This window comes from Streptomyces sp. NPDC054765 (assembly GCF_053612065.1).
Map to the genome: position 1 here is coordinate 23,251 of NZ_JBSHBP010000055.1, position 25,363 is coordinate 48,613.

Annotated in this window: 26 protein-coding genes and 1 pseudogene; 14 read left to right on the forward strand and 13 right to left on the reverse strand. The window is 71.6% G+C overall.

The genetic code is table 11. The features are described from left to right. Positions 1-74 precede the first annotated feature (74 nt). Positions 75-284 carry a hypothetical protein gene (locus ACWGJY_RS28275; RefSeq protein WP_453263686.1) on the forward strand — a complete coding sequence of 70 codons (210 nt, stop codon included), beginning with the start codon at positions 75-77 and terminating at the stop codon, positions 282-284. 108 nt (positions 285-392) lie between these two features. Here ACWGJY_RS28275 and ACWGJY_RS28280 read toward each other — a convergent pair whose 3' ends face one another. Both ACWGJY_RS28280 and ACWGJY_RS28285 read right to left on the reverse strand, forming a co-directional pair. Next, positions 393-1,043 (reverse strand): DedA family protein, encoded by a 651-nt coding sequence (locus ACWGJY_RS28280; protein WP_453263687.1) that lies wholly within the window; start codon positions 1,041-1,043, stop codon positions 393-395. A 256-nt stretch (positions 1,044-1,299) separates the two neighbouring features. After that, positions 1,300-1,755, reverse strand: coding sequence for a DUF4442 domain-containing protein (locus ACWGJY_RS28285; RefSeq protein WP_453263688.1), 456 nt, complete (start codon positions 1,753-1,755; stop codon positions 1,300-1,302). 365 nt (positions 1,756-2,120) lie between these two features. On the opposite strand from ACWGJY_RS28285, the gene ACWGJY_RS28290 reads away from it, so the two are divergent. After that, a complete protein-coding gene (locus tag ACWGJY_RS28290; protein WP_453263689.1) occupies positions 2,121-3,404 on the forward strand; it encodes an MFS transporter in 1,284 nt (427 codons plus the stop codon). Between the two features lie 42 nt (positions 3,405-3,446). Here ACWGJY_RS28290 and ACWGJY_RS28295 read toward each other — a convergent pair whose 3' ends face one another. From ACWGJY_RS28295 to ACWGJY_RS28305, 3 genes are all read right to left on the reverse strand, one after another. Further along, positions 3,447-4,301, reverse strand: coding sequence for a spermidine synthase (locus tag ACWGJY_RS28295; RefSeq protein ID WP_453263690.1), 855 nt, complete (start codon positions 4,299-4,301; stop codon positions 3,447-3,449). 138 nt (positions 4,302-4,439) lie between these two features. Beyond that, positions 4,440-5,612 (reverse strand): elongation factor Tu, encoded by a 1,173-nt coding sequence (tuf, locus tag ACWGJY_RS28300; protein ID WP_453263691.1) that lies wholly within the window; start codon positions 5,610-5,612, stop codon positions 4,440-4,442. A 109-nt stretch (positions 5,613-5,721) separates the two neighbouring features. Continuing rightward, a complete protein-coding gene (locus tag ACWGJY_RS28305) occupies positions 5,722-5,889 on the reverse strand; it encodes a hypothetical protein (protein WP_453263692.1) in 168 nt (55 codons plus the stop codon). Between the two features lie 197 nt (positions 5,890-6,086). Here ACWGJY_RS28305 and ACWGJY_RS28310 point away from each other — a divergent pair, with 197 nt between their 5' ends. Both ACWGJY_RS28310 and ACWGJY_RS28315 read left to right on the forward strand, forming a co-directional pair. Next, positions 6,087-6,788, forward strand: a complete 702-nt coding sequence (locus ACWGJY_RS28310; protein WP_453263693.1) for a TVP38/TMEM64 family protein — start codon at positions 6,087-6,089, stop codon at positions 6,786-6,788. A gap of 193 nt (positions 6,789-6,981) precedes the next feature. Next, complete coding sequence (locus ACWGJY_RS28315; protein WP_453263694.1) at positions 6,982-7,854, forward strand: undecaprenyl-diphosphate phosphatase; 873 nt, start codon at positions 6,982-6,984, stop codon at positions 7,852-7,854. 435 nt (positions 7,855-8,289) lie between these two features. On the opposite strand, the gene ACWGJY_RS28320 is transcribed toward ACWGJY_RS28315, so the two are convergent. After that, positions 8,290-9,150, reverse strand: coding sequence for a hypothetical protein (locus tag ACWGJY_RS28320; protein WP_453263695.1), 861 nt, complete (start codon positions 9,148-9,150; stop codon positions 8,290-8,292). A 238-nt stretch (positions 9,151-9,388) separates the two neighbouring features. Here ACWGJY_RS28320 and ACWGJY_RS28325 point away from each other — a divergent pair, with 238 nt between their 5' ends. Beyond that, a complete protein-coding gene (locus tag ACWGJY_RS28325) occupies positions 9,389-10,258 on the forward strand; it encodes a hypothetical protein (RefSeq protein WP_453263696.1) in 870 nt (289 codons plus the stop codon). Here ACWGJY_RS28325 and ACWGJY_RS28330 read toward each other — a convergent pair. The 5 genes from ACWGJY_RS28330 to ACWGJY_RS28350 form a co-directional block, all read right to left on the reverse strand. Continuing rightward, positions 10,255-11,136, reverse strand: a complete 882-nt coding sequence (locus tag ACWGJY_RS28330) for an SCO6745 family protein (RefSeq protein ID WP_453263697.1) — start codon at positions 11,134-11,136, stop codon at positions 10,255-10,257. The two genes, ACWGJY_RS28325 and ACWGJY_RS28330, sit on opposite strands and share 4 nt — an antisense overlap. A 420-nt stretch (positions 11,137-11,556) precedes the next feature. Then, the gene (locus ACWGJY_RS28335) at positions 11,557-11,787 is read right to left on the reverse strand and encodes a hypothetical protein (protein ID WP_453263698.1); all 231 of its coding nucleotides are present in this window, start codon (positions 11,785-11,787) and stop codon (positions 11,557-11,559) included. Positions 11,788-11,789: 2 nt separating this feature from the next. Continuing rightward, positions 11,790-12,026, reverse strand: coding sequence for a DUF6400 family protein (locus tag ACWGJY_RS28340; RefSeq protein ID WP_453263699.1), 237 nt, complete (start codon positions 12,024-12,026; stop codon positions 11,790-11,792). A 410-nt stretch (positions 12,027-12,436) separates the two neighbouring features. Further along, positions 12,437-13,705 carry a PP2C family protein-serine/threonine phosphatase gene (locus tag ACWGJY_RS28345; RefSeq protein ID WP_453263700.1) on the reverse strand — a complete coding sequence of 423 codons (1,269 nt, stop codon included), beginning with the start codon at positions 13,703-13,705 and terminating at the stop codon, positions 12,437-12,439. A gap of 46 nt (positions 13,706-13,751) precedes the next feature. Then, the gene (locus tag ACWGJY_RS28350) at positions 13,752-14,456 is read right to left on the reverse strand and encodes a helix-turn-helix domain-containing protein (protein WP_453263701.1); all 705 of its coding nucleotides are present in this window, start codon (positions 14,454-14,456) and stop codon (positions 13,752-13,754) included. A gap of 293 nt (positions 14,457-14,749) precedes the next feature. Between ACWGJY_RS28350 and ACWGJY_RS28355 the strand changes: the two genes are divergently transcribed. Further along, positions 14,750-16,276 carry an APC family permease gene (locus ACWGJY_RS28355; RefSeq protein ID WP_453263702.1) on the forward strand — a complete coding sequence of 509 codons (1,527 nt, stop codon included), beginning with the start codon at positions 14,750-14,752 and terminating at the stop codon, positions 16,274-16,276. A 178-nt stretch (positions 16,277-16,454) separates the two neighbouring features. Then, a complete protein-coding gene (locus ACWGJY_RS28360; RefSeq protein ID WP_453263703.1) occupies positions 16,455-18,164 on the forward strand; it encodes an amidohydrolase in 1,710 nt (569 codons plus the stop codon). Positions 18,165-18,285: 121 nt separating this feature from the next. Here ACWGJY_RS28360 and ACWGJY_RS28365 read toward each other — a convergent pair. Further along, positions 18,286-18,852 (reverse strand): annotated as a pseudogene (locus ACWGJY_RS28365) (sugar kinase); the annotation flags it as partial. A 193-nt stretch (positions 18,853-19,045) separates the two neighbouring features. Then, positions 19,046-19,456: an organic hydroperoxide resistance protein gene (locus tag ACWGJY_RS28370; protein ID WP_453263704.1), complete on the reverse strand. Its 411-nt coding sequence runs from the start codon at positions 19,454-19,456 to the stop codon at positions 19,046-19,048. 130 nt (positions 19,457-19,586) lie between these two features. Here ACWGJY_RS28370 and ACWGJY_RS28375 point away from each other — a divergent pair, with 130 nt between their 5' ends. The 7 genes from ACWGJY_RS28375 (at position 19,587) to ACWGJY_RS28405 (ending at position 25,131) form a co-directional block, all read left to right on the forward strand. Beyond that, positions 19,587-20,048 (forward strand): MarR family winged helix-turn-helix transcriptional regulator, encoded by a 462-nt coding sequence (locus tag ACWGJY_RS28375; RefSeq protein ID WP_453263705.1) that lies wholly within the window; start codon positions 19,587-19,589, stop codon positions 20,046-20,048. Between the two features lie 271 nt (positions 20,049-20,319). Then, complete coding sequence (locus ACWGJY_RS28380; RefSeq protein ID WP_453263706.1) at positions 20,320-20,553, forward strand: acyl carrier protein; 234 nt, start codon at positions 20,320-20,322, stop codon at positions 20,551-20,553. Then, the gene (locus ACWGJY_RS28385) at positions 20,550-21,788 is read left to right on the forward strand and encodes a beta-ketoacyl-[acyl-carrier-protein] synthase family protein (RefSeq protein WP_453263707.1); all 1,239 of its coding nucleotides are present in this window, start codon (positions 20,550-20,552) and stop codon (positions 21,786-21,788) included. Before ACWGJY_RS28380 ends, ACWGJY_RS28385 begins: the two co-directional genes overlap by 4 nt. Before the next feature lie 73 nt (positions 21,789-21,861). Next, positions 21,862-22,761, forward strand: a complete 900-nt coding sequence (locus ACWGJY_RS28390) for an alpha/beta fold hydrolase (protein WP_453263708.1) — start codon at positions 21,862-21,864, stop codon at positions 22,759-22,761. Between the two features lie 57 nt (positions 22,762-22,818). Then, positions 22,819-23,136, forward strand: a complete 318-nt coding sequence (locus ACWGJY_RS28395; protein WP_088801373.1) for an ArsR/SmtB family transcription factor — start codon at positions 22,819-22,821, stop codon at positions 23,134-23,136. Beyond that, positions 23,133-23,981, forward strand: a complete 849-nt coding sequence (locus ACWGJY_RS28400; RefSeq protein WP_453263709.1) for an SRPBCC family protein — start codon at positions 23,133-23,135, stop codon at positions 23,979-23,981. The genes ACWGJY_RS28395 and ACWGJY_RS28400 overlap by 4 nt, the downstream gene beginning before the upstream one ends. A gap of 469 nt (positions 23,982-24,450) precedes the next feature. Beyond that, entirely contained in the window at positions 24,451-25,131 is a 681-nt protein-coding gene (locus ACWGJY_RS28405) for a transglycosylase SLT domain-containing protein (protein ID WP_453263710.1), read from the forward strand. The last annotated feature ends 232 nt before the right edge of the window (positions 25,132-25,363 follow it).

Below are 25,363 nucleotides of genomic sequence, written 5' to 3' on the forward strand. Positions count from 1 at the left end.
CGGTGGACACGTTCCGTGACGTACCGACCGCGTTCGGGATGCGGGAGCGGCGGGCCGGTCACATGCTGGGAGGCATGAAGCGTGCCCCCGTGATCGTGCATCCGCCCTCCTCGGGCGGTCGCCGTGTGACGCTCTACGGACAGGATCTGGGACGGGCGCTGCGTCCCGGTGATGTCGCCGCGATACTGCGCCGGGCCGGTTTCTGCACCACGAAGTTCCTCTGGGACGACACCGGTGTCTTCGAATGGCGCGACGGCGGACCCGACGTCTGGCTGATGCCCTGACGCGACGCCGCTTCGCAACCGGTCCGCCGCGGCACGCGAGTTGTGCCGGGTGAACGTCCGACTGCCGCCACAGGCCGAACGGGCCGGGCGTGGCAGCCGCGAGGGCGGTCAGTCGACCGTCGCGTGGGCCGGGGCCTCGGCCGCCTCACGCGCGGCGGCCGCCTTCTTCGCGCGGTGCTTCATGAGGAAGAAGGAGCCGACGCCGAACAGCAGGGCGGCGACCAGTCCGAGCCAGGAGAAGCGCTTGAGCCACGACTCGGCGACAATGCCCACGGTGTAGATCAGCGCGGTCGTACCGCCGGCCCAGATGATGCCGCCGAGGACGTTGGCGATCAGGAACTTCCAGTACGGCATCTTCAGCACACCGGCGAGCGGGCCGGCGAAGATGCGCAGCAGCGCGACGAAACGGCCGAAGAAGACCGCCCACATCCCCCACTTGTCGAACTTCGCCTCGGCCATGGCGACATGGTCGGGTCCGAAGTGCTTGGGGAACTTCCGGCCCGCCCACTCCAACAGGGGCTGGCCCCCCTTGCGTCCGATCAGATACCCGATGGAGTCACCGACGATCGCTCCGGCGGACGCACAGGCGCCCAGCACGAACGGATTGATGTGGTCCTGGGTCGCCGCGAGTATCGCCGCGCTGACGAGCACGATCTCGCCGGGCAGCGGGATACCCACGCTCTCCAGTCCGATGACCACCCCCACCAGGAGGTAGACGCTCACGGCCGGTACGGTCTCCAGCCACTCCTGGATGTGCAACGCCGCTTCCTCCGCTGGTGTAAGGCCCCCGTGGGCCGTGACCCGGCAGCCATGACACCGGCGCCGGTCGATCCCCTGGCGCGCCGCAGCACGCCTGGGAAGCGTACTCGATCGCGCCGTCCGAGGGCCGGATCCAGGCGCGGTGGGCAGCACCTGCCCCGCGGCCCGGTCCGGCGCCGCGCGGCCTCCCGTAACGGCGACGGCCCGACGTGCGGGGCACGACGGGCCGCGGAGGGGAACCCCACTGTGGGGCAGCTCACTTATTGGGGCGCAGGGTCCACACCATGCTCATCTCGCCGGTGACCGCGCCGTCCTCGCGGGTGAGGGCGATGTTCACCGGGAACTCCGGGCGCTCACCGGCGTCGAGCTCGGCGACCACCTCGGCCACCGGCCGGCCCAGCTCCGCGGTGGCGGTGACCGGCCCCATGGCGAGCTTCTTGTAGCCGATCTCGGCGCGCACCGCCAGCGGCACCGCCCGGCCGAGCTGGTCGCCGAAGGCCGCCATCACGATGGCGCCGCTCGCCGACTCGGCGAGGGTGAACATCGCGCCGGCGTGCGGTCCGCCGACGTGGTTGTGGAAGTCCGGCTGGTCGGGCATGCGGACCACGGCACGCTCGGCGGTGGTCTCGGCGAACTCGAGGTTCAGGGTGCGGGCCATCGGCACGGATGCCGCCATCATTTCGCCGATCGACGGCAGGGTCTCGGAGGACATGGGGGTCACGTTACCTAGCGGTAGCTTAGGTGTGAAGGGGTGGGCGCTTCTGCCCCGGGCTTCAGGCACATCCACCCCGGGCTTCCACCCCGGCCTTCCACCCCCGGCCATGGGAAACCCGGCCGTCACCGGCGCCAGGGGTCCCGACGACCGCCCGGCGGACCGTTGCGGCCCGCTGCGGCCACCGCGCGAAATCCCTGTGCGGCCGGTGCACCACCCTCCGTATCGTTGGCGCGCATGTGGCCAGGACAGCAGCACGGCGGAGACGGACGGGTGACGTACCCCGTACGTCGCGTGTACCCGGCAGCGGACGCCCCGGGCCAAAGACGGTCTCTCCCGGTGCCCTCCCTGCGGGTGGTGTCGTGGTGAGGGCCCTCCCCGCGTGGGCGGGGCGCAACTATCTGCTGCTCACCGGCGCCACGGTGATCGCGAACCTCGGCAGCTCCGGCGCGCTGATCGCCACCGCCTTCGCGGTGCTCGCGGCCGGCGGCTCCGCCACCGATGTCGGCCTGGTGGCCGCCGCGCGCACGATCCCCCTGGTCCTCTTCCTGCTGATCGGCGGCGCGGTCGCCGACCGCCTGCCCCGGCATCGCGTGATGGTCGCCGCCAACGCCCTTAGCTGCGTCTCGCAGGGACTGTTCGCGCTGCTCGTCCTGGCCGGTGAGCCGCGGCTGTGGCAGATGGCGCTGCTGGCCGCGCTCGGCGGCACGGGGCAGGCGTTCTTCGCGCCCGCCTCCGAGGGCATGGTGCTCGCCAGTGTCTCCGGCGAGCAGGCGGGACGTGCCTTCGCCGTGTTCCGTATGGGCATGAACGGCGCGAACATCGGTGGCACGGCGCTCGGCGGCGCCCTGGTCGCCGCGGTCGGCCCCGGCTGGGTGCTGGCCGTCGACTCCGCCGCCTTCGCCCTCGCGGCGGTGCTGCGCGCCTTCCTCGACGTCAGCGGCGTCGCCGCGCGTGCTCCCGGCGGCGGCGTGCTGCACGATCTGCGGGACGGCTGGCGCGAGGTCGTCTCCCGGCCGTGGCTGTGGGCGGTGGTGCTGCAGTTCGCCGTCGTCAACGCGGTGGTGTCCGCCGCCGAGGCGGTCTACGGGCCGCTGGTCGCCGAGCAGCATCTGGGCGGCCCCGGCCCGTGGGGCCTGGCACTGGCAGCCTTCGGCGCGGGCACCGCGGGCGGCGCCCTGATGATGACCCGGCTCAGACCGCACCGCCTCCTGCTGACCGGTGCGCTGTGCGTCTTCCCGCTCGCCCTCCCGTCCGCCGCGCTCGCCGTCCCCCTTCCCGCCACCGGGCTCAGCGTGATCATGTTCGGCACCGGGATCGCGATCGAGATCTTCTCAGTCGCCTGGATGATGGCGCTGCACCAGGAGATCCCCGAGGAGAAGTTCTCCCGGGTCTCGTCCTACGACTGGCTCGGGTCCGTGGCCATGGTCCCGGTGGCCACCGCGCTGGCCGGCCCCGTACAGGACCTCATCGGGCGGACGGCCGCGCTGTGGAGCTGCTCGGCGCTGATCGTGCTGCTGACGGCGGCGGTGCTGTGCGTGCCCGATGTACGGCGGCTCACCCGGCGTACGGGGGCGGAGCGGGCAGCCGGCGCAGGGGGCTCCCGTGCGGCCGGGGCGGCGCAGCCGTGCGCCGCCCCGGCGGAGTGAGCGGCCGTCTCGGGCCTGCTGCGAAGCCGCGGTGCACCGCGCTCAGCCGACGCTGAACGCGCCGTCCGGCGGCATCGGGGACGCCACCGCCTCGGCATCGCGTACGGGGACCGCAGCACCGATCAGCCGCCGCAGCGCCGCACCGTGCTCGACCCGGGCCGGGAACGCGTCACCGGCCGCCCGCCGGGCCAGCGCGGCGACCGGGAGCGGCGCGCGCGAGGCGAGCAGCACGGCGTTACCGAACCGGCGACCGCGCAGCACCGAGGGCTCGGCGATCAGTGCGAGATGCTCGAAGACCGTGGCGAAATTGGCGAGTTGGCCACGCAGAAAGCCGAACGGCGCGCCGTCCGCGAGGTTCGCGGCATAGCAGCCGTCCGGGCGCAGCACCCGGGCGGCAGCCTGCGCGTACTCGACCGAGGTGAGATGCGCCGGCACCCGCGAGCCGCCGAAGACGTCCGCCACGATGACATCGGCACTGCCCTCCGGCGCCGCCTCCAGCGCCGTACGGGCGTCCTCGGCGTGCACCGTGATCCCGCAGTCGCCGGGCAGCGGCAGATGTTCGGTGACCAGCGCGAGCAGCCCGCGGTCGGCTTCGATGACGTCCTGCCGGGAGTGCGGGCGCACAGCGGCGAGATAGCGCGGCAGGGTCAGCGCCCCGCCGCCCAGATGCAGCGCATCGAGCGGTTGCCCAGGATCGGCCACCTCGTCCAGGACGTGTGCGAGCCGGCGCACATACTCGAATTCCAGATGTGCGGGCGCTTCGAGATCCACGTACGACTGCGGTGCGCCGTCCACGGTGAGCAGCCAGGCGCGCGGGCGGTCGACGTCCGGCAGCAGCTTGGCGGTGCCGCAGTCCACGGTCCGGGTGACGGGTATCGGCTCGGGTGCTTCGTCCACCGTCCCATTGTGCCGGTGCGGCCGCGGCGTCCCGGCTGCGGCCGCCGCGGGGTGGCGGCCGGGCGTCCCACGGGACGGCGGGCGGCTGCGCCCCGCACCGAGAAGGGTGCCGGACGCAGCCTGATGACCTGCGGTGTCCTACTCCTCGACGGTGCGCACCGTGCCCGCGCCGACGGTGCGGCCGCCCTCGCGGACGGCGAAGCCCAGGCCCCGCTCCAGCGGCACGTCCCGGCCGAGTTCGACCGACACCGACACCGTCTCTCCGGGCCGGGCGATGCCCCGCTCACCGAGGTCGAGGTCGCCGACCACGTCCGCGGTACGGATGTAGAACTGCGGTCGGTAGCCGGTGGACAGCGGTGTGCGGCGGCCGCCCTCCTCGGTGGAGAGCACATACATCTCGGCGGTGAAGCGGCGCCGTGGTGTGACGCTGCCGGGCGCCGCGACCACATGCCCGCGGCGCACCTGGTCACGGTGCAGACCGCGCAGCAGCAGCGCGACATTGTCCCCGGCCTCGGCGGACTCCATGGGCTTGCCGAACGTCTCCAGCCCGGTGACCGTCGTCTCGGCCTCCGCGCCGAGCACCGCCACCCGGTCACCGACCCGCACCGTGCCGCGCTCGACGGCTCCGGTGACGACGGTGCCGCGTCCGGTGATGGTCAGCACGTTCTCCACCGGCAGCAGGAACGGCGCGTCCACATAGCGCTCGGGCATCGGGACATAGGTGTCCACGGCGTCCAGCAGCGCGTCGATCGCCTCCGTCCAGCGCGGGTCGCCCTCCAGGGCGCGCAGCCCCGAGACCCGGACGACGGGTACGTGCTCCCCGTCGTAGCCGTGCGCGCCCAGGAGTTCGCGCGCCTCCAGCTCCACCAGGTCGGTGAGCTCCGGGTCGCCGGCGTCGGCCTTGTTGAGGGCCACGACGATGTGCCGGACGCCCACTTGCCTGGCGAGCAGCACATGTTCGGCGGTCTGCGGCATGATCCCGTCGAGCGCGGAGACGACGAGGATCGCGCCGTCGAGCTGCGCGGCACCGGTCACCATGTTCTTGATGAAGTCGGCGTGGCCGGGCATGTCGACATGGGCGTAATGCCGGGTGCCGGTCTCGTACTCGACGTGCGAGATGTTGATGGTGATACCGCGGGCGGCCTCCTCCGGGGCCCGGTCGATCCGGTCGAAGGGCACGAACGTCCCGCTCCCCCGGTCGCTGAGGACCTTGGTGATGGCCGCGGTCAGCGTGGTCTTGCCGTGGTCGACATGGCCCATGGTGCCGATGTTCAGGTGCGGCTTGGTGCGCACATATGCCGTCTTGGGCATGGTGTTCTTCCTCGCAACAATGCGGTGAGGACGGCGACTTGGCGCCGTGGGGACCCCTGAGTCCGGCCGACCCTCCCCCTGTGGGGTCCGCCGGACGATCCGGAGAGGGTCAGCTTCGTGCGCCGTCGGCCGCTGCGGCGGCCGGGACGGTGGCCGCTGCGGCGGCGGTGACTGCGGGCGCGCAGTGGGCCGCGGCGACGGCCGTGAGGAGACCGACGGCAGCCTTCGGCTCGTCCGCGACTGCGGACGGGAGCGGGAGGAAGGCGTGCCGGAACATGCGTCCTATGGTGCCGGGCGACCGCTGTGGAGTCGAACGGTTTATCCGGCCGCCGTCCGGTGCGCCGCGGGCGGATACCCGGCGGTCAGCCGGGACGGGCGGGCACCGGCCGGCGCACTCGGCGGCCCGGTTCCGGTTGCGGGGCCGCGCGGGCAGCATTGCGGCTCCTGGGCCCTCTCGTCGGTTACGCTCCCGAGATGCTCCCGCCCGCCGCAACGCCCGACGGCCTCGCCGCGCGCTGCACGCGTGTGCTGTTCTCCCCCTGGTTCCGGCTGGGCCTGCTGCTCACCCTGCTGGCCTGCGCCGCGACCGTGACCGTGTGGTGGCAGCCACAGCACCTGCTGACCGACGGACGGCCGGCGCAGCCGTCCGGCCCGGCCGCCCTCGTCATCTTCGCGCTGGCATACGGAGTGTTCGCCACCGCTTTTGTCCCGCGCCCGGTCCTCAATCTCGCGGCGGGAGGCCTCTTCGGCAGTCAGGCCGGGCTGGCTGCCGCGCTCGCCGGTACGGTGCTGGGCGCCGCCCTCACTTTCGGGCTCGGCCGGTTGCTCGGGCAGGACGCCCTGCGCCCGCTGCTGCGTGGCCGCTGGCTGGCGGCCGCCGACCGGCAGTTGAGCGAGCACGGATTCCGCTCGATGCTGGCGGTCCGTCTCTTCCCCGGCCTGCCGTTCTGGGCCATGAACTACTGCGCCGCGGTCTCCCGTATGGGCTGGATCCCCTACCTGATCGCCACCACACTCGGCAGCATCCCGAACACCGCGGCATACGCCGTTGCCGGCGCGCGGGCCTCGACGCCCACCTCACCGGCGTTCCTCCTCGCCCTGGGCTTCCTCGCCGTCAGCGCGCTGGGCACGCTGGTGGTCGCCTGGTGCAAGCGTAAGGCGCTGCGCGGACGCTGACAGCGGGTCGGGCGAACGACGCATGGCCGTCGACGACCGAGGGGCGGGCACGGTACGTCCAAGCCCCCTTGACCACCCGGACATCTTCGGATATTACGCCGCCCGTCCACAATGATCCGGATTCGCCCCGATCATCCGCTATATCCGTCTTGCGCGGGTCGGCACTTGACCATATTTGGATAATGTATTTTCCATGTCTTGGTTTGAATCTTTCGTCCTCGGACTCGTCCAAGGGCTGACCGAGTTCCTGCCGATCTCCTCCAGCGCGCATCTCCGTCTCACCGCGGCGTTCGCCGGCTGGCAGGACCCCGGTGCGGCGTTCACCGCCATCACGCAGATCGGCACCGAAGCGGCCGTCATCATCTACTTCCGCAAGGACATCGGGCGGATCATCTCGGCCTGGGCCCGTTCCCTCTTCCAACGGGAGCTGCGGCACGATCACGACGCCCAGATGGGCTGGCTGGTGATCGTCGGCTCGATCCCGATCGGCGTTCTGGGCATCACGCTCAAGGACGCCATCGAGGGCCCGTTCCGCGATCTGCGGCTGATCGCCACCACTCTCATCGTGATGGGCGTGGTCCTCGGTATCGCCGACCGGCTGGCCGCCCGCGACGAGACCGGCGGCCGGCACCGCGCCGCCACACAGCGCAAGACCCTCACCGACCTCAGCGTCAAGGACGGCCTGCTGTACGGCATCTGCCAGGCCATGGCCCTCATCCCCGGCGTCTCCCGCTCCGGCGCCACGATCAGCGGCGGCCTCCTGATGGGCTACACCCGCGAATCCGCCGCCCGCTACTCGTTCCTGCTCGCCATCCCCGCCGTACTGGCCTCCGGCGTCTTCGAACTCAAGGACGCCGGCGAGGGCCATGTCGCCTGGGGCCCCACCCTCTTCGCCACGGTCATCGCCTTCGTCGTCGGCTACGCCGTCATCGCATGGTTCATGAAGTTCATCTCCCACAAGTCCTTCATGCCCTTCGTCATCTACCGCATCCTCCTGGGCATAGCCCTGTTCGCCCTGGTCGCGGCAGGCACCCTGACGCCGCACGCGGGGGAGACGGCGGGCTAGGCAGCTCACATCGGGGTCTGGCGAAGGGCCATGTGCAGCGCTCCGCAGCCTCCTCTGTCGAAGTGGTCCACCCACAGGGCCGTGCCGGTGCCCCGGCCTCGGCGATCAGTTCACCGGTCTCCTCGATCGTCTCCGGCCGGTTGGTCTCCGAGCAACCACGGTCCGGCTGCTGCGCCCGGTGGCGTACACGGCGGCGCCCGCGGGGGCGAGTTCGGCCGCGATCGCCCGGCCGGCACCTCGTGTGGCACCGGCCACCAGCGCGACCTTCCCGTCCGGCGCACCGGCCCGTCCGTCGCCCGTCGCCATGGTCCCGGCCTGCCTCCTGCTCACCGTCCCCCGCTCAGGAACCCGGGCGGGGACGCATCGTCCTCGGTACGGCCGGAGCGGCCGACAGGGAGGGCAGAGTAAGTACGTATTGCCAGGGAATCGTGCCTGTCAGGAACTGAGGTGGTATTGGGCCCAGGGCTGATGAGCCGGTGCGGCATCCTCGTGCGAGGGCGTGAGGGTCCCCCATGGGGCGAGAGCGTTGTCCCACTCCGAGGCAAGTGCGGTCATGTCCGGGACGGACTCCGCGGACGGCATCGTGCCGGTGTGCCAGGCGGACGCCATCGGGTGCCCCGACGGTGCGGCGTTCCAGGCTGTCGTCTGCTGTGCGGGGATGGTGTATTCGGCCTCGTGCACCTCGCCGGGGCCGCGCCGGTGCCGTCCCGCATGGTTCTCCGCCGGACCGGGATAGAACCGCCCCTGGGCGGACAGCTGTTGGGCACGGGTGACCAGGCGTGTGAGGTCGAGCCCGAATTCGGCGGCAAGTTCGCGCAAATCCACCCCGGTCTGCCAACTGCCGATGAGCACCGCGTCCATCGCCGGGGACCAGGTCTGTTCCGAGGCCCCCGTGCCGCCGGCACCCTCACGGGGCAATCCGGTGGAGCGCATCCCGGCAGACGGGTTCTGGTGGGCGTAATCGGCCGCGGGATCGGGCACCGGCGATGCCTCGTCCGGCTCCCGCGGTGGCGCGGCGGGCGTGGCGGCCGCCAGCAGCTCTTCGGCGACGGCGCGGGCGTCGTCCTTGCCCACCGTACGCCGGGCGATCCGCACTTCCCGCTCGTTCAAACCGAACAGGCCGGCCACCGCGCCGGTGCTGCCCACCGTTACCGCGAACGCTGCCAAAACCCGTGACCGGTCGGCCTGCGCCTCGTCAAGTCTGGCCTGCGCCTCGCGCACCCGCTCATCGCCCAGACAAAACGCTTCTGCCAGCACGGCGTTGCGGTCCCACAGCTCTCTCGGATCCATACTCATTCAACGCCTCTTGGGCAGAGGTGTCCCGATCTGGCTCAGCAAAGCACCCCAAAGCACCCATCGAACCACCAGATGAAAATCACCCCGGATGCCCGGCCCTTGGCCGCTCCCCGTCTCGTCCGGATGTCATATTCCCTGGTCACGCCGCTGCGTAAATACTCAACGCGGATTGTCAGTGCCGTGAGTTACTGTCGTGATCGATGACATTTTCATCGTTCTATGTGCTCATGGGGGGACCATGACTCTTTTTTCCCGTACCTCTTCCCGCGTCGTGGGGGCACTGCTCACCGGAGCGGCACTGTCCGGCACGGCGGCCTGCACGGCGTCCGGCGGCACATCCGACGGGCACACCGCCGCGTCGGGGAGCATCCACGCCGCACCGGTCGCCGCGGTACAGAAGGCCACCGACAAGGGCGCCGAGCTCAACTCGGTGTCGTATCGCCTCTCCGGCAGGGTCCCGGGCCAGGGGACCGTCGAGAGCACGGTGTCGTTCAGCGTCCGCCCGCGCACCGTCGATATGCGGATGAAGGCCTCCGGAGGCAAGGAGGAGGGCGAGTTCTCGGTGCGGCTCGTCGGGGACGCGGTGTATCTCGGCGGGGGCGGCAAGGCGGCGGCCGCGATGGACGGCAAGCACTGGATCAAGTTCGCCATGAAGGGCAAGGGGGCCGACGGCCTCGGGGGGATGCAGCAGCAGGCCGACCAGGATCCGGCAGCGCAGGCGTCCTTGCTCTCCCAGTCCGACGACGTCAAGAAGGTGGGCGAGGAGACCGTCGACGGAGTGCGGACGACGCACTACACCGGCATGGTCGATGTGGCGGATCTGCTGAACAAGAGGGCCTCCAAGAGCGCGCTGAATGCCGAGCGCCGCAAGAAGGTGATCGAGCAGTACAGGCAGCTCGGGGTGAGCAAGCTCAGCCTTGACATGTGGGTCGGTCCCGACGACCGCACCGTGAAGTTCCGTGAGCGTGCGCAGGCGGCCCAGGGGCCGCTGGACATGACCATACGGTTCTTCGACGTCAACAGGCCGGTCTCGGTCCAGGCGCCGCCCGCATCCGACACGGTGGATCTGGAGCAGAAGCTCAAGGAGGCCGGAGAGCGGCTGGGTTAGCGGGTGGTGCCGCCGCGCGGCGTGGGCTCGTCGAGGTGCGGAAGACCGATCGGGTTGGGGAACGGCAGCACATCCGCGGCCAGGATGCGCCGGACCACGGGTTCCAGCATCTGCAGCATCCCCGCGGTCTCCGCTTCGGTCAGCGAGTGGAGCAGCCGGCCGGCCAGCCGGTCGGTCGCCGCCTCGATGCGCCCCCGTTCGTGCCGGCCGTAGCCGGTCGCCTCGCCCTGCGCGTCCACGAGTCCGCGGGAGCGCAGCCGGTCCGCCGCGGCGGCCCACTCCTCCTCGCTCCAGCCGCGATCCTGTCGCATGGTGTCCCCGGGGACACGGCCCGATGCGGCGGCCAGCACGAGTGCCTCGCAGCCGTCGAGGCCTTCGTCAGCGAGCACGGCGAGATGCGCATCACCCCTGAACTCCCGTACGGCGGTGACCAGTTGCCACAAGCGCTCGACAGGGTCGGCGTGGTCGCACAGCACACGGTTGGCGGCGAACAGCGGCCGGGCGGTGGCCGGCGTCTCGTCGACGACCGCCTGGAGCGGGGGCAGGATTGCGGCGGCTGCACGGTCCAGCTCGGGGTCGATCGCGCGCAGTGCGTGGGCCGCTCGGCTGCCGCGCTCGTCGAGGACATGCGCCGGACTGGTGACGCTCCAGGCCGCGGGCAGCGCACGGGCCACCATTCCCGGGGCGAACACCCCGAGTACGGCCGTGGCCGCCGCGGGTTCCACGGCACCCAAGGGCGCCGTGCGCGAAGCGAAATACCCCGTCCAGAAGCCCTTGAGGCCGAGATCTTTGCCCAGACGGCGGCACCGGTCGTCGAAGTAGCAGACCGCATGCAGCGGCTCGGTCAGCAGCCAAAGCGATCGTGCAGACAGCTCCATGAACCGCACGCTACCTGCGGCGGACATCCGGCGCACCGCACCTGAGCCCCAGGGCCACTCGCACCGGTGCCCTCAGCGCACCCGGCCGAATCGAGGATCCGTCCCCGCCGACAAGGGGCGGGAGACGGCTCACGGGGAAGCGAGGAAGCGGTCGGTGTAACGGGCGCGGTGACGACAGGGAGCGGCGCGTCGCGCAGACCTGCGAACACCTGGCAGCACGCGCAGACCTGGGGGCACCCGGCAGCATGCGCAGGGCTGCGGGCACCCGGCGGCGATCCGGTCCTCGTCGCGGGTCCGGCACGGCACTTCGCTGCCCCGGCGGTTCCGCCCTCGGTAGTCCGGTGCCCGGCAGTTCGGCGGCCCCGTGCCCCGCGGTCCGGCGCCCGTTGGCGGCCCGCCGTCAGGCGCCTTCAACCGCCGTCAGCCGTCGGCGCGGCCGCCCGCTCCGAAGCCCGACTGCCAGGCCCACAGGTGGGTGCAGTTGGGGCACTGCAGATGCAGCACGCTGCCCTTGTTCGACAGGAGGTAGCGCCAGTGGTCACCGCAGGTGCGGCCGTCGAGGCAGGTTTCGCAGTCCTCGTGGTCCTGGCAGCTGGGGCACGGCACCCAGGCCCGGCGGCCGATATCGGCGGTGGGGTCGAGCGGCAGCATGCTCAGCCCTGTCCGGAGGCGGGCAGCACCCCGGCGGCAACCAGCATGTCGTAGGTGTCCTGCTGCTGCGCGTCCAGGTCCGAGTAGAGGAGCCGGTACGCGCTCTCCTCGCCCTCCATCACCGCGAGGGGATCCCAGGTGTCGCCCAGCGCCGCGAGGACTTCGGTCCGCCGCCGGGCTTCGTGAGCGGCGAGGTCGAGCTCGAATATCTGGTGGTCAGAGGTGTTGCGGTCGTTCATGGTGCGCGTCCTGTGCCACTTGCGGATGATGCGCACGTGTCTATCAAGCGAGGCGGCACTGAGGAAGCGTCAGACGGAGAGCACCGGAGCGGGAGGGCGGCAGGGGGGGAAGGGCCGATAGCGGAGCGTGATGCCGCAAAATACAAGCAAAGCGGGCAATTCGGAATTTCCGGATGGAATATTGCCCGCGATATGACCTGATATGGGCGATATGCTCCTGAATCCGAGGTGTGACGCACTTCATCCCTGTGATGTCGGATCATCCATAAGGCCCCTCCCCCGCGCCTGGAGCTAGTGCGGCACGTGCGGCACGTGCATCGAATCCAGCGAGCGCAGTGCCGCAACCGCCGGCGAGGACGGCCCACCGCCGGGCGCCGGGGTTGTGCGGGCCTGCTCCTGCGGACCTGCCCCTAGGGAACGCCCGGACCCGCGGCAGGCGGCTGCCGGCCGGGCAGGCGTCGCACCGCGACCGCGGCGGCGTCATCGCCGAGCCGGCCGTTCGTATGCGCCAGCAGATCGGCGCGCAGCCGGCGCAGGACCTGCTGCGGACTGCCGTTTCCCCAGGCGCCGGCGCGCTCGGCAAGGGGGTAGAAGGCGCCCTTGTGGTCACGGGCCTCGCTCACCCCGTCCGTGTAGAACAACAGCAGATCTCCCGGCCGGAAGGGGAAGGTCTCGACCTCGTAGTCCGGGGCGCCGGCCAGGCCGCCGAGGCCGATGGGCAGCGCGGTCCGCTCCGTGTACAGCGGGACGGCCTGCCCGTCGCGCAGCAGCAGCGGGGGCGGGTGGCCGCAGTTGATGAGGCGAAGGACGGGCCAATGGTCGGGGATGTCCAGCAGCTCGACGGTCGCGAAGGTCTCGTCGACATCGACATCGACATCGGCATCGGCATCGGCATCGGGGTCGGGACCGGGGCGAGGGCCAGGGCAGAGGCCGAGGTGAGGGTCGGCGCCGGGGGCGGGATCCGGGGCGGCGGCGCCGGGGAGGAGGTCGGCGCCCGGCGCCGTGTACCACTGGCTGCTGTCCCAGCGGACGGCGCCGTCGAGGTGGATGGCCAGTTTGGGCAGGGTGGCCTGGCGGTGGGCGGCCGCCCGGAAGGCGCCGAGGATGAGGGCGGCGTGACCGTAGGCGGGCAGCCCCTTGCCCCGGACATCGCCGATGATCAGCCGGGTACTGGTGGTGGTGCGCGCCGCGGCGAAGAGATCACCACCGATCTCCGCCTCCTCCTCGGCCGCCAGGTAGAAGGAAGCGATCTCCAGGGCGCCCGTGCGCGCGGGCAGCGGCCGGAGCAGGACCTGCTGGGCGACGGCGGCCACCGAGCGGCTCTTGGTGAGCCGGCGCTCGTTGCGTTCCCGTACGACGGTGAAGAGCACCACCAGCCCGGAGACGACCACCAGCGCGGCGATCTGGGCCTGGAGATTGCCGGTGAACAGGACATGGCGCACGATGCCGATGATCACTTGGGCGGCCACCGCCAGCGCACCGATCGCCGCTGTCAGCCAGGGCCCGGCGAGGGCCGCGGTGATCGCGGGAGCCGCGACAAGAAGCGGGCCCAGATGGATGTACGGCGGCGCGAGAACATCGATCACGCAGACCGCCGCGACAAGCCCGATCGGGATCAGCACCAGGACAAGACTCAGTTCCCGTCGTCCGCGCAGCTGCATCCGCCATGGAAAGGGCATGCTTCATGTTTGCACCCGCATGACCGGAATGCCTCGATAGCCCCCTTCACTCTTCCCGCTCCGTCGCTTCCCTCCGCATGGCCGCGACGAGCAGATCGAGCGCCGGCTCCACGGCCGAGCCCGCCATGAGCGGAAGGTGCTCCCGTACGCGGTGCAGACTGGGGAAATCGTCCGCGGGCAGGCCGGCGTACTCGTCCTGCCAGGTCTGCTCGTCCGCCGCGCGCTGGGCCGGTGCCAGCCGCAGTACGCCGGCGTCCAGGGCCGCGTGACCGAGGGCGGTGTCGACGAGTGCGTGGTAGTGGCGGACGGCGGTGGCCTCGTCGAAACCGGCCTGGAGCAGCAGGCCGATGCCGGTGTCGACCGCGTGCTGTTCGTGGGGCCGGCCCGTGACCCGGACGGTACTGAATACGGCGATCTGCGGATGGCGCAGCGCCGAGCGGTAGGCCCGCAGACCGAAGTCGTGCAGGTCGGCAGCCCAGTCGCCACTGGGTGCGAAGCCGGTCATGGACTCACCGATGAGGCGGTCGGCCAGCGCCAGCAGCAGATCCTCGGTGTTGCGGAAGTAGCGGTAGATGGCGGACGGATCGGCACCGAGAGCCGCGCCGAGTTTGCGCACCGTGAAGGCCTGTGCCCCCTGGGCGTCGATCAGTTCGCGGGCGGCATCGACGATGAGGTCGGCCGACAGGACCACGCCTGAACTCGTCGGCCGGCGCCGCTTGCGCTCGACCGGGACGCGCTCGCTCTCCACCACGCCGAACCCCTCCGCTCCGCTCCGCCCCGACCCCCGGGCCCTCTCGGGGTCAGTTAATCACCAGGTTACGTCAACACCGTTGACACAAGGGGGAAGGGCCTGTTTCATCGGCGGACACGCACGGTTCACCGCGGTGCCGCATCCCGCACCCACCCCCTCCCGTACGACGCGGCCGGACCCCGATCCCGGGCCCGGCGCGCGCCGCCCTGCCCCGCCGCCCCCCCACACCGCACCTCCGCTTCCCCGGCCCGGCCGAGACCGGTGTCCGGCCCGCCGTCCAAGGAGTGAGTGCCATGCCTTCCGCAGTGCAGCAGGACCCCGGCCCGGCGAGAATGAGCCGCTCGCTGGGGGTGAAGGACGGGGTGGCGATCGCCGCGTCGAGCACCGCCGCGACCACCAGTATCGGCATCGGAATGGGCACACTGGCCGCATACACCGGCCGGCAGACGCCCGCCCTGCTGCTGTTGGCCTTCCTGCCCATCCTCGGCATCGCGCTGTCGTACGCGCGGCTCAACCGCACCGAACCGAACTGCGGCAGCGGCTACACCTGGGTGGGCCGGTCCATCGGCCCCTGGCCCGGGTTCCTGACCGGGTGGGTGGTGCTGGTCGGCAATGTGATCTTCATGGCGTACACGGGGGCGGTGACCGGCTCCGTCGTGCTCCAGTTCCTCAACAAGATGGGCCTGTACAGCGTGTGGGGGCTCCGGCTGGATCCGGCTTCGACGGGCATCAGCACCGCCGTCGGTCTGGTCGCGCTGGTCCTCGTCACGGTCACCGCCATCACGGGCGTGCGGGCCGCGACCAGGCTGCAGATGTGGCTGCTGATCTTCGAGTACTCGGTTTTGCTGCTCTTCTGCGGTTACGCCCTGTTCACCGGCGACCAGCCGTTCTCGCTGTCCTGGCTCAACCCCTTCGAGATCTCCTCACCCCAGGCGCTGGCCCAGGGGATGGTGCTGGCGGTGTTCTTCTACTGGGGCTGGGACGCCGCCTTCAGCGTCAACGAGGAGACCCGCAACGCCACCGACGCGGCCCGCGGCGGACTGATCGCGCTGGTGGCGATGCTGGGACTGTTCCTCATCGGTGCGCTCGCCTTCCAGCGGGTGATGAGCACGGGCGAACTCATCCACAACGGCCCGCAGGCGCTCACCTTCCTCGGCAGCGCCCTGGCGCCGGAACCCTGGGCCTCGCTGCCCCTGGCCGCCTTGATGTGCTCGGCCTTCGCCTCCCTCCAGTCGAGCGTCATCCCCACCGCCCGCGGCGCGCTGGCGATGGCCCGTGACCGGACGCTGGGCCCGGTGTGGCAGCGGCTGCACCCGCGCTACGGCTCCCCCGCCGTGGGCACCCTGCTGGTCATGGCCCTCGCCGCGCTGCTCGCCGTGCTCGCGGTCGGCATCCCCAAGCTCAACGACATGATCCTGACGGCCGTCAACTCGATCGGGCTGACCGTGGCGCTCTACTACGGGCTCACCGCGCTCGCCTGCGCGGTGCGCTTCCGCGACAGCCTGCGCGGCGGAGCGGTGCGCGCGCTTCGGGACGTGGTCATCCCGGCGGCCAGCGCGCTGACGCTGTTCGGGCTCGGCGGCTACCTCGTCTGGGACTACGCCACCATGAGCGACCACTTCGAGGCGAACCCCGACAACGGCTGGTTCATGCTGCTGCTGCCCGCGCTGTTCATCCTGCTGGGCCTGGCCACCGCCGCCTGGGCCAAGTGGGTGCGCCGGGCCCCGTACTTCCGTACCGGCCGGGGGACGGATGCCGATGCGATCAGTCTGCCGATGGATGCGGACGCGGCCGCGCTCCCCAGCCCTTCGGAGGGCTGACGGCGCGCCCGGCCCTACCCGGCCCTGTCTGCCTGGGCTGCCCTCCGCCCGGACGTCCCCCTCGGCCGCCCGAACCGTCCCGCCCCGTCCGCCCGAACTGCCCTGCCTCGTCCCGCCCGCCCGCACCTCTTACCACCACCACGTCACATCCACCCAACACACCTGGAGCAGCAACCACATGGATCTCAGCACCACCGTGGACCCGGAGCCGAACCCTGACGCCGCCGGCCGCGGCGCCGACGGCCCCGCCGACCTCGTCTTCCTCTCCGGTCCCGTGCACACCGTCGACCCCGCGCGTACCCGGGCGAGCGCAGTGGCGGTGCGCGGGGACCGCATCGTCGCCGTCGGCCACGACGCGGAGGTCCGCGACCTGATCGGGCCCGCCACGGACGTCGTCGATCTGCGCGGCAAGCTGCTCATCCCCGGTTTCCAGGACGCACATGTCCATCCGGTCGGCGGCGGGCTGGAGTTGGCGCTGTGCGATCTCAGCGCCGCCGACACCGCCGAGGCATACCGCGAACTGATCAGCTCGTACGCGGCGGCGCATCCGGAGGCACCGTGGATCACGGGCGGCGGCTGGTCCCTGGAGGCATTCCCCGGCGGCATGCCGACCCGGGAGTTCCTGGACGCCCTCGTGCCCGACCGCCCGGTGTTCCTCGTCAACCGCGATCACCACGGCGGCTGGGCCAACTCCTGCGCCCTGGAACGGGCCGGCGTCACCTCCCGTACGCCGGACCCGGCCGATGGACGCATCGAGCGGGACGCCGACGGCCGCCCCACCGGCATGCTGCAGGAGGGCGCCATGCAACTGGTGGGCGACCTGATCCCGGAAGCCACGCTCGCCGAACAGACCGCCGGACTGCTCCGGGCCCAGCGTCTCCTCCACGGGTACGGGGTCACCGCATGGCAGGACGCGATGCTGGGCCGCGGCCCCGGATCGATCGATTCCATCCCCGCGTATACGGCCGCCCGGCGTGACGGGAAGCTCACCGCGCGGGTGACGGGGGCGCTGTGGTGGGACCGGTCTCGCGGAGCCGAGCAGATCCCCGAACTCCTCGCCCGCCGGGAGGAGCTGACGGGCGGACGCCTCCGGGCCACCAGCATCAAGATCATGCAGGACGGGATCGCCGAGAACCACACGGCCGCCATGCTCAGCCCCTATCTGACCGCCTGCGGCTGCGCCTCCGACAACAGCGGCATTTCGTTCATCGACCCCGAGGACCTGCGGACCTACGTCACCCTGCTGGATGCGGAAGGCTTCCAGGTGCACTTCCACGCCCTGGGCGACCGGGCCGTACGCGAGGCGCTGGACGCCGTCGAGGCGGCCCGGCGGACGAACGGCCTGCGCGACACCCGGCCGCACCTCGCCCATCTCCAGGTGGTCCACCCCGATGACGTCCCGCGCTTCCGCCGGCTCGGGGCGACGGCGAACATCCAGGCGCTCTGGGCGGCCCACGAGCCGCAGATGGACGAGCTGACCATCCCCTTCCTGGGCCCCCGACGGGCGTCCTGGCAGTACCCGTTCGGGGATCTGCTGCGCTCGGGTGCCACCCTCGCAGCGGGCAGCGACTGGCCGGTCAGCTCCCCCGACCCGATCGCCGCCCTGCATGTCGCGGTCAACCGCCGTACGCCGGACGGCCCGCCCTCGGCACCGGTCTTCCTGCCCGAGCAGCGCATCGACCTGGGCTCGGCGCTCGCCGCGTACACGGCCGGCAGCGCCTACGCCAACCACCTCGACGACACCGGCACCATCCAGCCGGGAAAGCTGGCCGACCTGGTCGTTCTCGACCGTGATCCGTTCGACGGCGCCGACGAGGAGATCGCCGCGACGCGTGTGCTGCAGACGTTCGTCGGGGGGCGCCGGGTCCACGCGGCCGAGGACGCCTGAGCGGCAGGCGCAGGGCGCTCGCCGGTCGGCGGGTGCGGCCGGCCGGCGCGCCGCCCCCGTCCGGCGGGCTCAGGCCTCCCGCCCGCGCGCCGGGCCGGCCCGGCGCTCACCCGTTCCCGCGCCGTGCCCGCCCGCCGGCGCCGTGCGCCCTCCCCGCCCGGCCCAGCGCCTTGGCTCCGTTGCTGAGGAAGGAGCCCACGCCGTCGGGGAGGCCGACGGCGTCGCACAGCAGCGCTTCCAGCGGTATGGCGTTCCAGCCGATGGTCCGGCCGTGGACGACGGTGCCGCCGGGCCCGCCCCGGTCGAGGGTGCCGGGGACGCCGACGCCGATGCCGAGCAGCCTCTCGGGGACCACACCACTCTCCCGCAGCACGGCGGCGATGCCGTCGGCGATATGGCGGACGATGAGGTGCACGTCGTAGCCGTGCTGCGTCAACAGGAGGCCGGAGCGGGCGAGTTCGGTCATGGCGAGGTCGAAGGGTTCGACCCGGATCCGGGTTTCGCCGAGGTCCACGCCGATCAGTGCGCCGCTCGCCGGGGCCACCCGGAGCAAGGTGCGCGGCCGGCCACCGTCGGATTCGACCGGGCCGGCCTCCTCCCGCAGGCCGCCGTCGCCGAGTTCGGCGACCACATGGCTGACGGAGCCTGAACTCAGGCCCGTTGCGGGTCCGAGCTGCTGCCGGCTCATGGGTCCGTCGGGCCGGATGGCGCCCGGTCTCACGGATCTCACGGCGGCCGTGCGCGCCGCGCCGCGGCACCCCGCGCGCGGCCTGATCCGTACATACCCGGCGGACCGGCCCCCGCGACCTCCGCGGGGCCGGGCACGCCGGGCACGCCGGGCACGCCGGGCACGCCGGGCACGCCGGGCACGCCGCTGGTGCCTACTCGATGACCAGCTCGACATCGATGTTGCCGCGGGTGGCCTTGGAGTACGGGCAGTACTGGTGCGTCGCCTCGACCAGCCGGCGTCCGGTCTCGCCCGCGAGGGCGTCCGGCAGTTCCACCCGCATGACGACGGCCAGACCGAAGCCGGTGTCGTCCTTGCCGAGGGAGACCTCGGCGGTGACCGAGACGTCCTTGGTGTCGAGCTTCATCTGACGGCCGACATTGCCCATCGCGCTGGCGAAGCAGGCCGCGTAGCCGGCGGCGAAGAGCTGCTCCGGGTTGGTGCCGGCGCCGTTGCCCCCGAGCGCCGGAGGCATGGCCAGGGCGAGGTCGATCCGGCCGTCGGAGCTGACGGCCCGGCCCTCGCGGCCGTTGGCGGTGGCGACGGCGGTGTACAGCGCGTCCATCACGATTCCCCTTCGATAGCACGGCGGCCGTTCCCCGGCCGCCCGATGACCATCACAGTGACACACATTTAAATTGCCTGCAACTAAGTTGCGTACAACTAAATGCCTCACGGCGAGCTAACCTGGACCCATGACCCCGATGACCAGGCCTCCGGTACCCGACGCCGAACTGCTCCGCCTCGACCACCAGGTCTGCTTCTCGCTGCACGCCGCCTCGCGGGCCTTCGGCAGCGTCTACCGGGACGCCCTGAAGGACCTGGGCCTGACCTACCCCCAGTACCTGGTCATGCTGGTCCTGTGGGAGCACGGCTCCCAGCCGGTCAAGGCCATCGGCGAGCAGCTCCGGCTGGACTCCGGCACCCTCTCCCCGCTCCTCAAGCGGCTGGAGTCGGCCGGTCTGGTACGCCGCGAACGGAGCACCGAGGACGAACGCTCGGTCACCATCCACCTCACCCCGGCCGGCGACGACCTGCGCGAGGCGGCCCTGCCGGTCCCCCGCCGGATGCTGGCCGCGACCGGCCTCACGATCGAGGAACTGCGCACGCTCCAGGGCCTGTTGGGGCGTGTGACAAGCGCCCTCGACAACGCCTGACGACGGAAGTTCCCGCAGTCCGCCGACGTCCGGCCCGTACCTCTCACCCCTCCGCGGCGTTACGTACGTAGGTGCTTTCCGCGGCATCCGCAAGGCGGGGCGCCCACGCCCTGCCCACCCCGGTGCGCTCATCACCCCATTGAGCTACCAAGGTTGGGGAGTCATCGGGACAAAGGCGTATAAAGGGTGGTCAAACCAGCCGGAGCCGCCGGTGAAATCCCGCCCACGACGCGGTTGGCAGCATCGCCTACGAAAAGCGGAGGAGCGCCACGTGAATGCGGCAGAAGTTGTCAACGCCTTGCTGGTCCAACGGTTCGGGGTCTCCTCGGCCGACATCACCGACGAGGCTCCACTGCGCGGCCTGCGCCTCGACTCCCTGGCACTGGAAGAGCTCCGCGTCCTCATCGAGGAGCGGCTGGACATCGACCTCGACGAGGTCTCGCTGACCCCGCGGAACACCGTGGGCCAGCTGGTGGCGGCCGTCGACGGCAAAGTTCCGGCATGACCGCCCGCCAGGAGCCGTTCTCCGCGGCCGTGACAGGACTGGGGCTGGTGACCGCGGCGGGAGTGGGGGCGAAGGCCACCTGGCATTCCGTCACCCAGGAAACCGTGCCCAGCGGTGTGACCCATCAAGAGGAACTCGCGGATCTGCCCTGTGACTTCATGTACACCATCGCCGGTCTGGACACCACCGGGCGGCTCGGGGTGGCCACCCAGCGGCTGATGGACCGCTTCGCGCAGCTTGCAGTGATCGCCGCCCGGGAAGCCGTATCCGATGCCGGGCTCGACCCGGAGTCCTGGGACCGCAGCCGCGTCGCGGTGGTCATCGGCTCCGCGCACGGCGGGCTGCCGTTCTACGACCAGCAGCATGTCGCGATGGCCGGGCGCGGCGCCCGCCGGGTCTCCCCCAAGCTCGCCCCGCTGACCGTCGTCAACAGCGCCGCCAGCAGCGTCTGCATGGATCTCGGCGCACACGGCCCCAGCCTGGGCGTGGCCACGGCCTGCTCCTCCGGCACCGTCGCCCTGGGCACCGCGCACCAGCTGCTGCGCGCCGGGGTCTGCGATATCGCCATCGCCGGCGGCGCGGAGTCGGTCCTCTCCCGGCTGCTGATCGCCAGCGCCTGCCAGATGAAGGCGGTCTCCACCCGCCGGGACAACCCGGCCGCCGCCTGCCGCCCCTTCGACGCGGGCCGGGACGGCTTCGTGGTCGGCGAGGGCGCCGGATTGCTCGTGCTGGAGCGGCCCGAGCACGCCAGGGCCCGCCGCGCGCCCGTCCGTGCGCACCTCCGCGGCTACGGCGCGTCGAGTGATGCCTACGCGGCGGTGGCCCCGGATCCCGAGGGCAAGGGCATCGAGCGGGCGCTGCGCACCGCGCTGGCCGACGCGGGGGTGCAGGCCGGCGACATCGGCCACGTCAACGCGCACGGCACCTCGACGGTCGCCAACGATCACATCGAGGCCGCGGTGCTGCAGCGGGTCCTCGGCGACCACCCGCTGGTCACCTCGACCAAGGCGATGACCGGGCACGCGCTGGGCGCGGCCGGCGGGATCGAGACCGCGCTGACCGTGCTCGCCCTGGAGGCGCAGCTGGTGCCGCCGACCGCCAACCTCGAGGTACTGGATCCGCGGATCCCGGTCGATGTGGTGCACAAGGAGGCCCGGCCGGCGGCGTTCGACTGCGCGGTCAAAACGTCGCTCGGCTTCGGCGGGCACAACGCCGCACTGGTCCTGACCCGCTAGGGCCGTCTTCCGCCCACCCCCGCGCGCCGCGTCGGCGCGCCCGTTCCGGCCGGTGCCCCGAGAAGGAATCTGAATGTCCGAGGAAACCATCCGCTCCTTGTCGGTGCACGGGGTGTCCTATTCCTACCGCCGGCTGCGGCAGCCGGCGCGGATCACCGAGCCCGTCGTGGTGCTGGGCGGCGCGCTCCAGGGCATGTTCGGCTGGCCGCAGATGGAAGATCACGTGGGGCCGTTCGCGGATGTGGTGACCGCCGATCTGCCGGGCATGGGGAGCGCCGACCCGCTCCCCCCGGGGCCGAGCATCGATGTGGTGTGCGCGGCGATCGAGGGCATCATCGACGATCTGGCCGTCCCGCGGGTCAATCTCTTCGGCTTCTCCTACGGGGCGGGCCTGGCCTACGGGTGCGCCCGGCGGTTCCCCGGGCGCATCGCACGGCTCGCCCTGGGCGGGGTTCCCGCCCACATCAGCGAGGCGCAGAAGGAGCTGTGGCGACGGGCGTCCGACCATCTCGCGCACGGCGACACCGAGGCCTTCGCCACCCTGGTCACCGAGGGCCTGATGTGCCTCGACGACCGCCGGCATGTAGCGCACCGCAAGCTGGCGTACCGCTATGTCCGGCGCTCGATGCTGCATGCGGCCCGGAACTCCCGGCACGCCGTCGACTCACTGCGCCGCGGGATCTCGGACCGTCCGGACTTCTCCGGCGGCCTGACCGATGTCCCCACGCTCGTCTTCAGTGGTGAGCACGACACGGTCACCTCCCCCGCCCGGCAGCGGGCCTTCGCGGCCACCATCCCGGACAGCCGCTTTCTGATGATTCCCGACGCCGATCACTGGGTGGTGCTCGAACGGCCGCAGGAGGTCGCAGACTTGGCGGCGCGGTTCTTCACCGACGGGCCGCTGAGCTCGGCGCCCTGCCTCGCGCCGGTGGTGCGTGAGGAGGAGCCGGCGGCCGATCCGGCGTGCGTGTGATCCACCGGACGATCGAATTCCCTTGCAGTTATATAACCTCAGAGGCATGCTGAGTCCATGCCCCTACCGTTCGACGTACTCGCGGAGCCGAGCCGGCGCAAGATCCTCGATCTGCTCCTGGAGCGCCCACGGCTGGTCGGCGAACTCACCGAGCAGCTCGGCCTGAGCCAGCCCGGCACCTCCAAGCATCTGCGGGTGCTGCGCGAAGCCGGGCTGGTCCGGGTCCGACAGGACGCCCAGCGCCGCTGGTACGAGCTCCGGCCCGAGCCCCTGGCGGAGCTGGACGCCTGGCTCGCGCACTACCGGCATCTGTGGACCGGGAGCCTGGACGCCCTGGAACGGCATCTCGACGCCATGGAGGACGACCCCCGATGAACCCGCACTCCGACAGTCTCACCACCGCCGACGGCCGCAATGCCCTGCGCATGGAGCGTCGGCTCGCCCATCCGCCCGCGAAGGTCTGGGCGGCGATCACCGACCCGGACCGGATCGGACAGTGGTTCCCCTCCGAGGTCACCGTCGAGCTCCGGCCCGGCGGGGCGATGACCTTCACCATGCCCGGCGTGAGCAAGATCGCCATGACCGGCACGGTCACCGACGTCGAGGAGCCCCGGCTGTTCGCCTTCTCCTGGGGCGAGGACCATCTGCGCTGGGAGATCACACCGGACGGCGACGGCTCGCTGCTGACCTTGGTGCACACCTTCGGCGACCGGTTCGGCGGTGCGAGCTTCGCCTCCGGCTGGCATCTGTGCCTCACCGCGCTCGCGCAGCTGCTCGACGGCGGCCCGACGGCCGTGCCCCGCGACACGGGGGAGCTGCACGAGGCGTACGTCGAGCAGTTCGATCTCGGTCAGGGCATGATCGAGGACACCCCGGACGGCCCGCGGGTCCGCTTCGAGCGTCAGCTCGTACGGCCCGCCGAGTCCGTCTGGGCGGCTCTGGCCTCGGGAAACGAGCCCACGGCAGGCGCCCGCGCGCCGGACGGCTTCACCGCCCGGAAGGCACCGGCCGGGCCCGTCACCGAGGTGCGGGCCCCCGCGGTGCTCGCCTATCGCTGGCATCCGGACGGCACGGTCCGCTGGGAACTGGGCCGGGGCACCGGGCATGGCGCCCGGCTCGTCCTCACCCAGACCGGCCCGCAGGGATTTGACGCGGAGGCCGCGCGGAATGCGTGGCACGAGCGCATCGGGCATCTCGCGGCACAGTTGCTGGCGGACTGAAATACCGCGCCCCTCCGCCGTTCACTCGCGCCCCCTATGGACTCCGTAGGGGGCGCGAGCGCGATACCCCCTCGCCACGGTGGTCCGCCGACGCCGCCCGCGGAATTGCCCTTTCTTCCGTGTGAGCCAGGCAACTCCGCGGTATCGCGGAGCGGCTTTTGAGGACGGCGCCGGGTGATGCCCGGCACGCGACGTACGTCACGTACGAGCACACCTAGTCGATGCCATTCCCCGCACTGCGAGCGAATTGCGGCATTTACAACGGACATCTCGCCCTATCTCACGAAGAGAGGTAGTACAAGGCATCTTTGCCACCCTCCAGGGCCCGCGCTAACCATGTTCCGCGTAGCACCGAGAACGAGCCTGCGACCTCGGCCGGAACGGCGAACGTGGCCACGACCCTCGGTCTCACGCGCCAACCGAAGGCCGTCTCCCCCCGCCACCAAGCCCTGGAAGAGGTCACCTCCACATGCCCGGTTTCACCCTGCCCCGCCCCGCCCGCATCACCCGTGCCCACAAGGTTTCCGCGGCGCTGGTGGCCACCGCGAGCTGCGCCGCCGCCCTGGCGTTCACCGCGGCGCCGAGCAATGCCGAGACCGCCGCCGCCCATGCGCCGGCCACGGTCAAACCGGTCAGCGCCAACGGCCTTCCGCTCACCGCGAAGGACCGCGCCGACGACGGCAAGAAGGACCAGCAGACCGCCTCGTCCGTCGCCGCCGGCCTCAAGGTCACCGCGGTCGACAAGCAGAACCATGTCGCCAGGCAGGCCGCCAGCCGGTCCGTCGAGCGCAAGGCCATAGCCACGCCGAAGGCCGCTCCCAAGCGTTACGCGAACAACCTCGACGGCTGGATCCGCGAGTCGCTCGACATCATGAAGGCCAAGGGCATCCCGGGCTCCTACCAGGGCCTGCACCGCAACATCATGCGGGAGTCCAGCGGCAACCCGAACGCCGTCAACAACTGGGACATCAACGCCATCAACGGCATCCCGTCCAAGGGCCTGCTGCAGGTGATCCAGCCGACGTTCGACACCTACCACGTCTCCGGCACACCCCATAAGCTCACCGACCCGATCGCCAACATCACCGCCGCCGCCAACTACGCGGCCCACCGGTACGGCTCGATCGACAACGTCAACTCGGCCTACTGAGCCGGAGGGACGCGGCCGTGAGAACGGTCGGAGCAGACTGATACGGGTGCCGCACTGCGGCCCCCGGCATGGGGGGGCGACGGGGGGCGGCCCCCGGGGGCCGGGGGGGGGCCCGGGGGGGGGCGGGGCGGGGGGCCCGGGGGGGGTGGCGGGGGGGGGGGGGGGGGCCCGGGCCGGCCGGGGGGCCGGCGTCGGTGGGGCTCGCGACGGGCGCGGGGGCGCGGACCTGCGT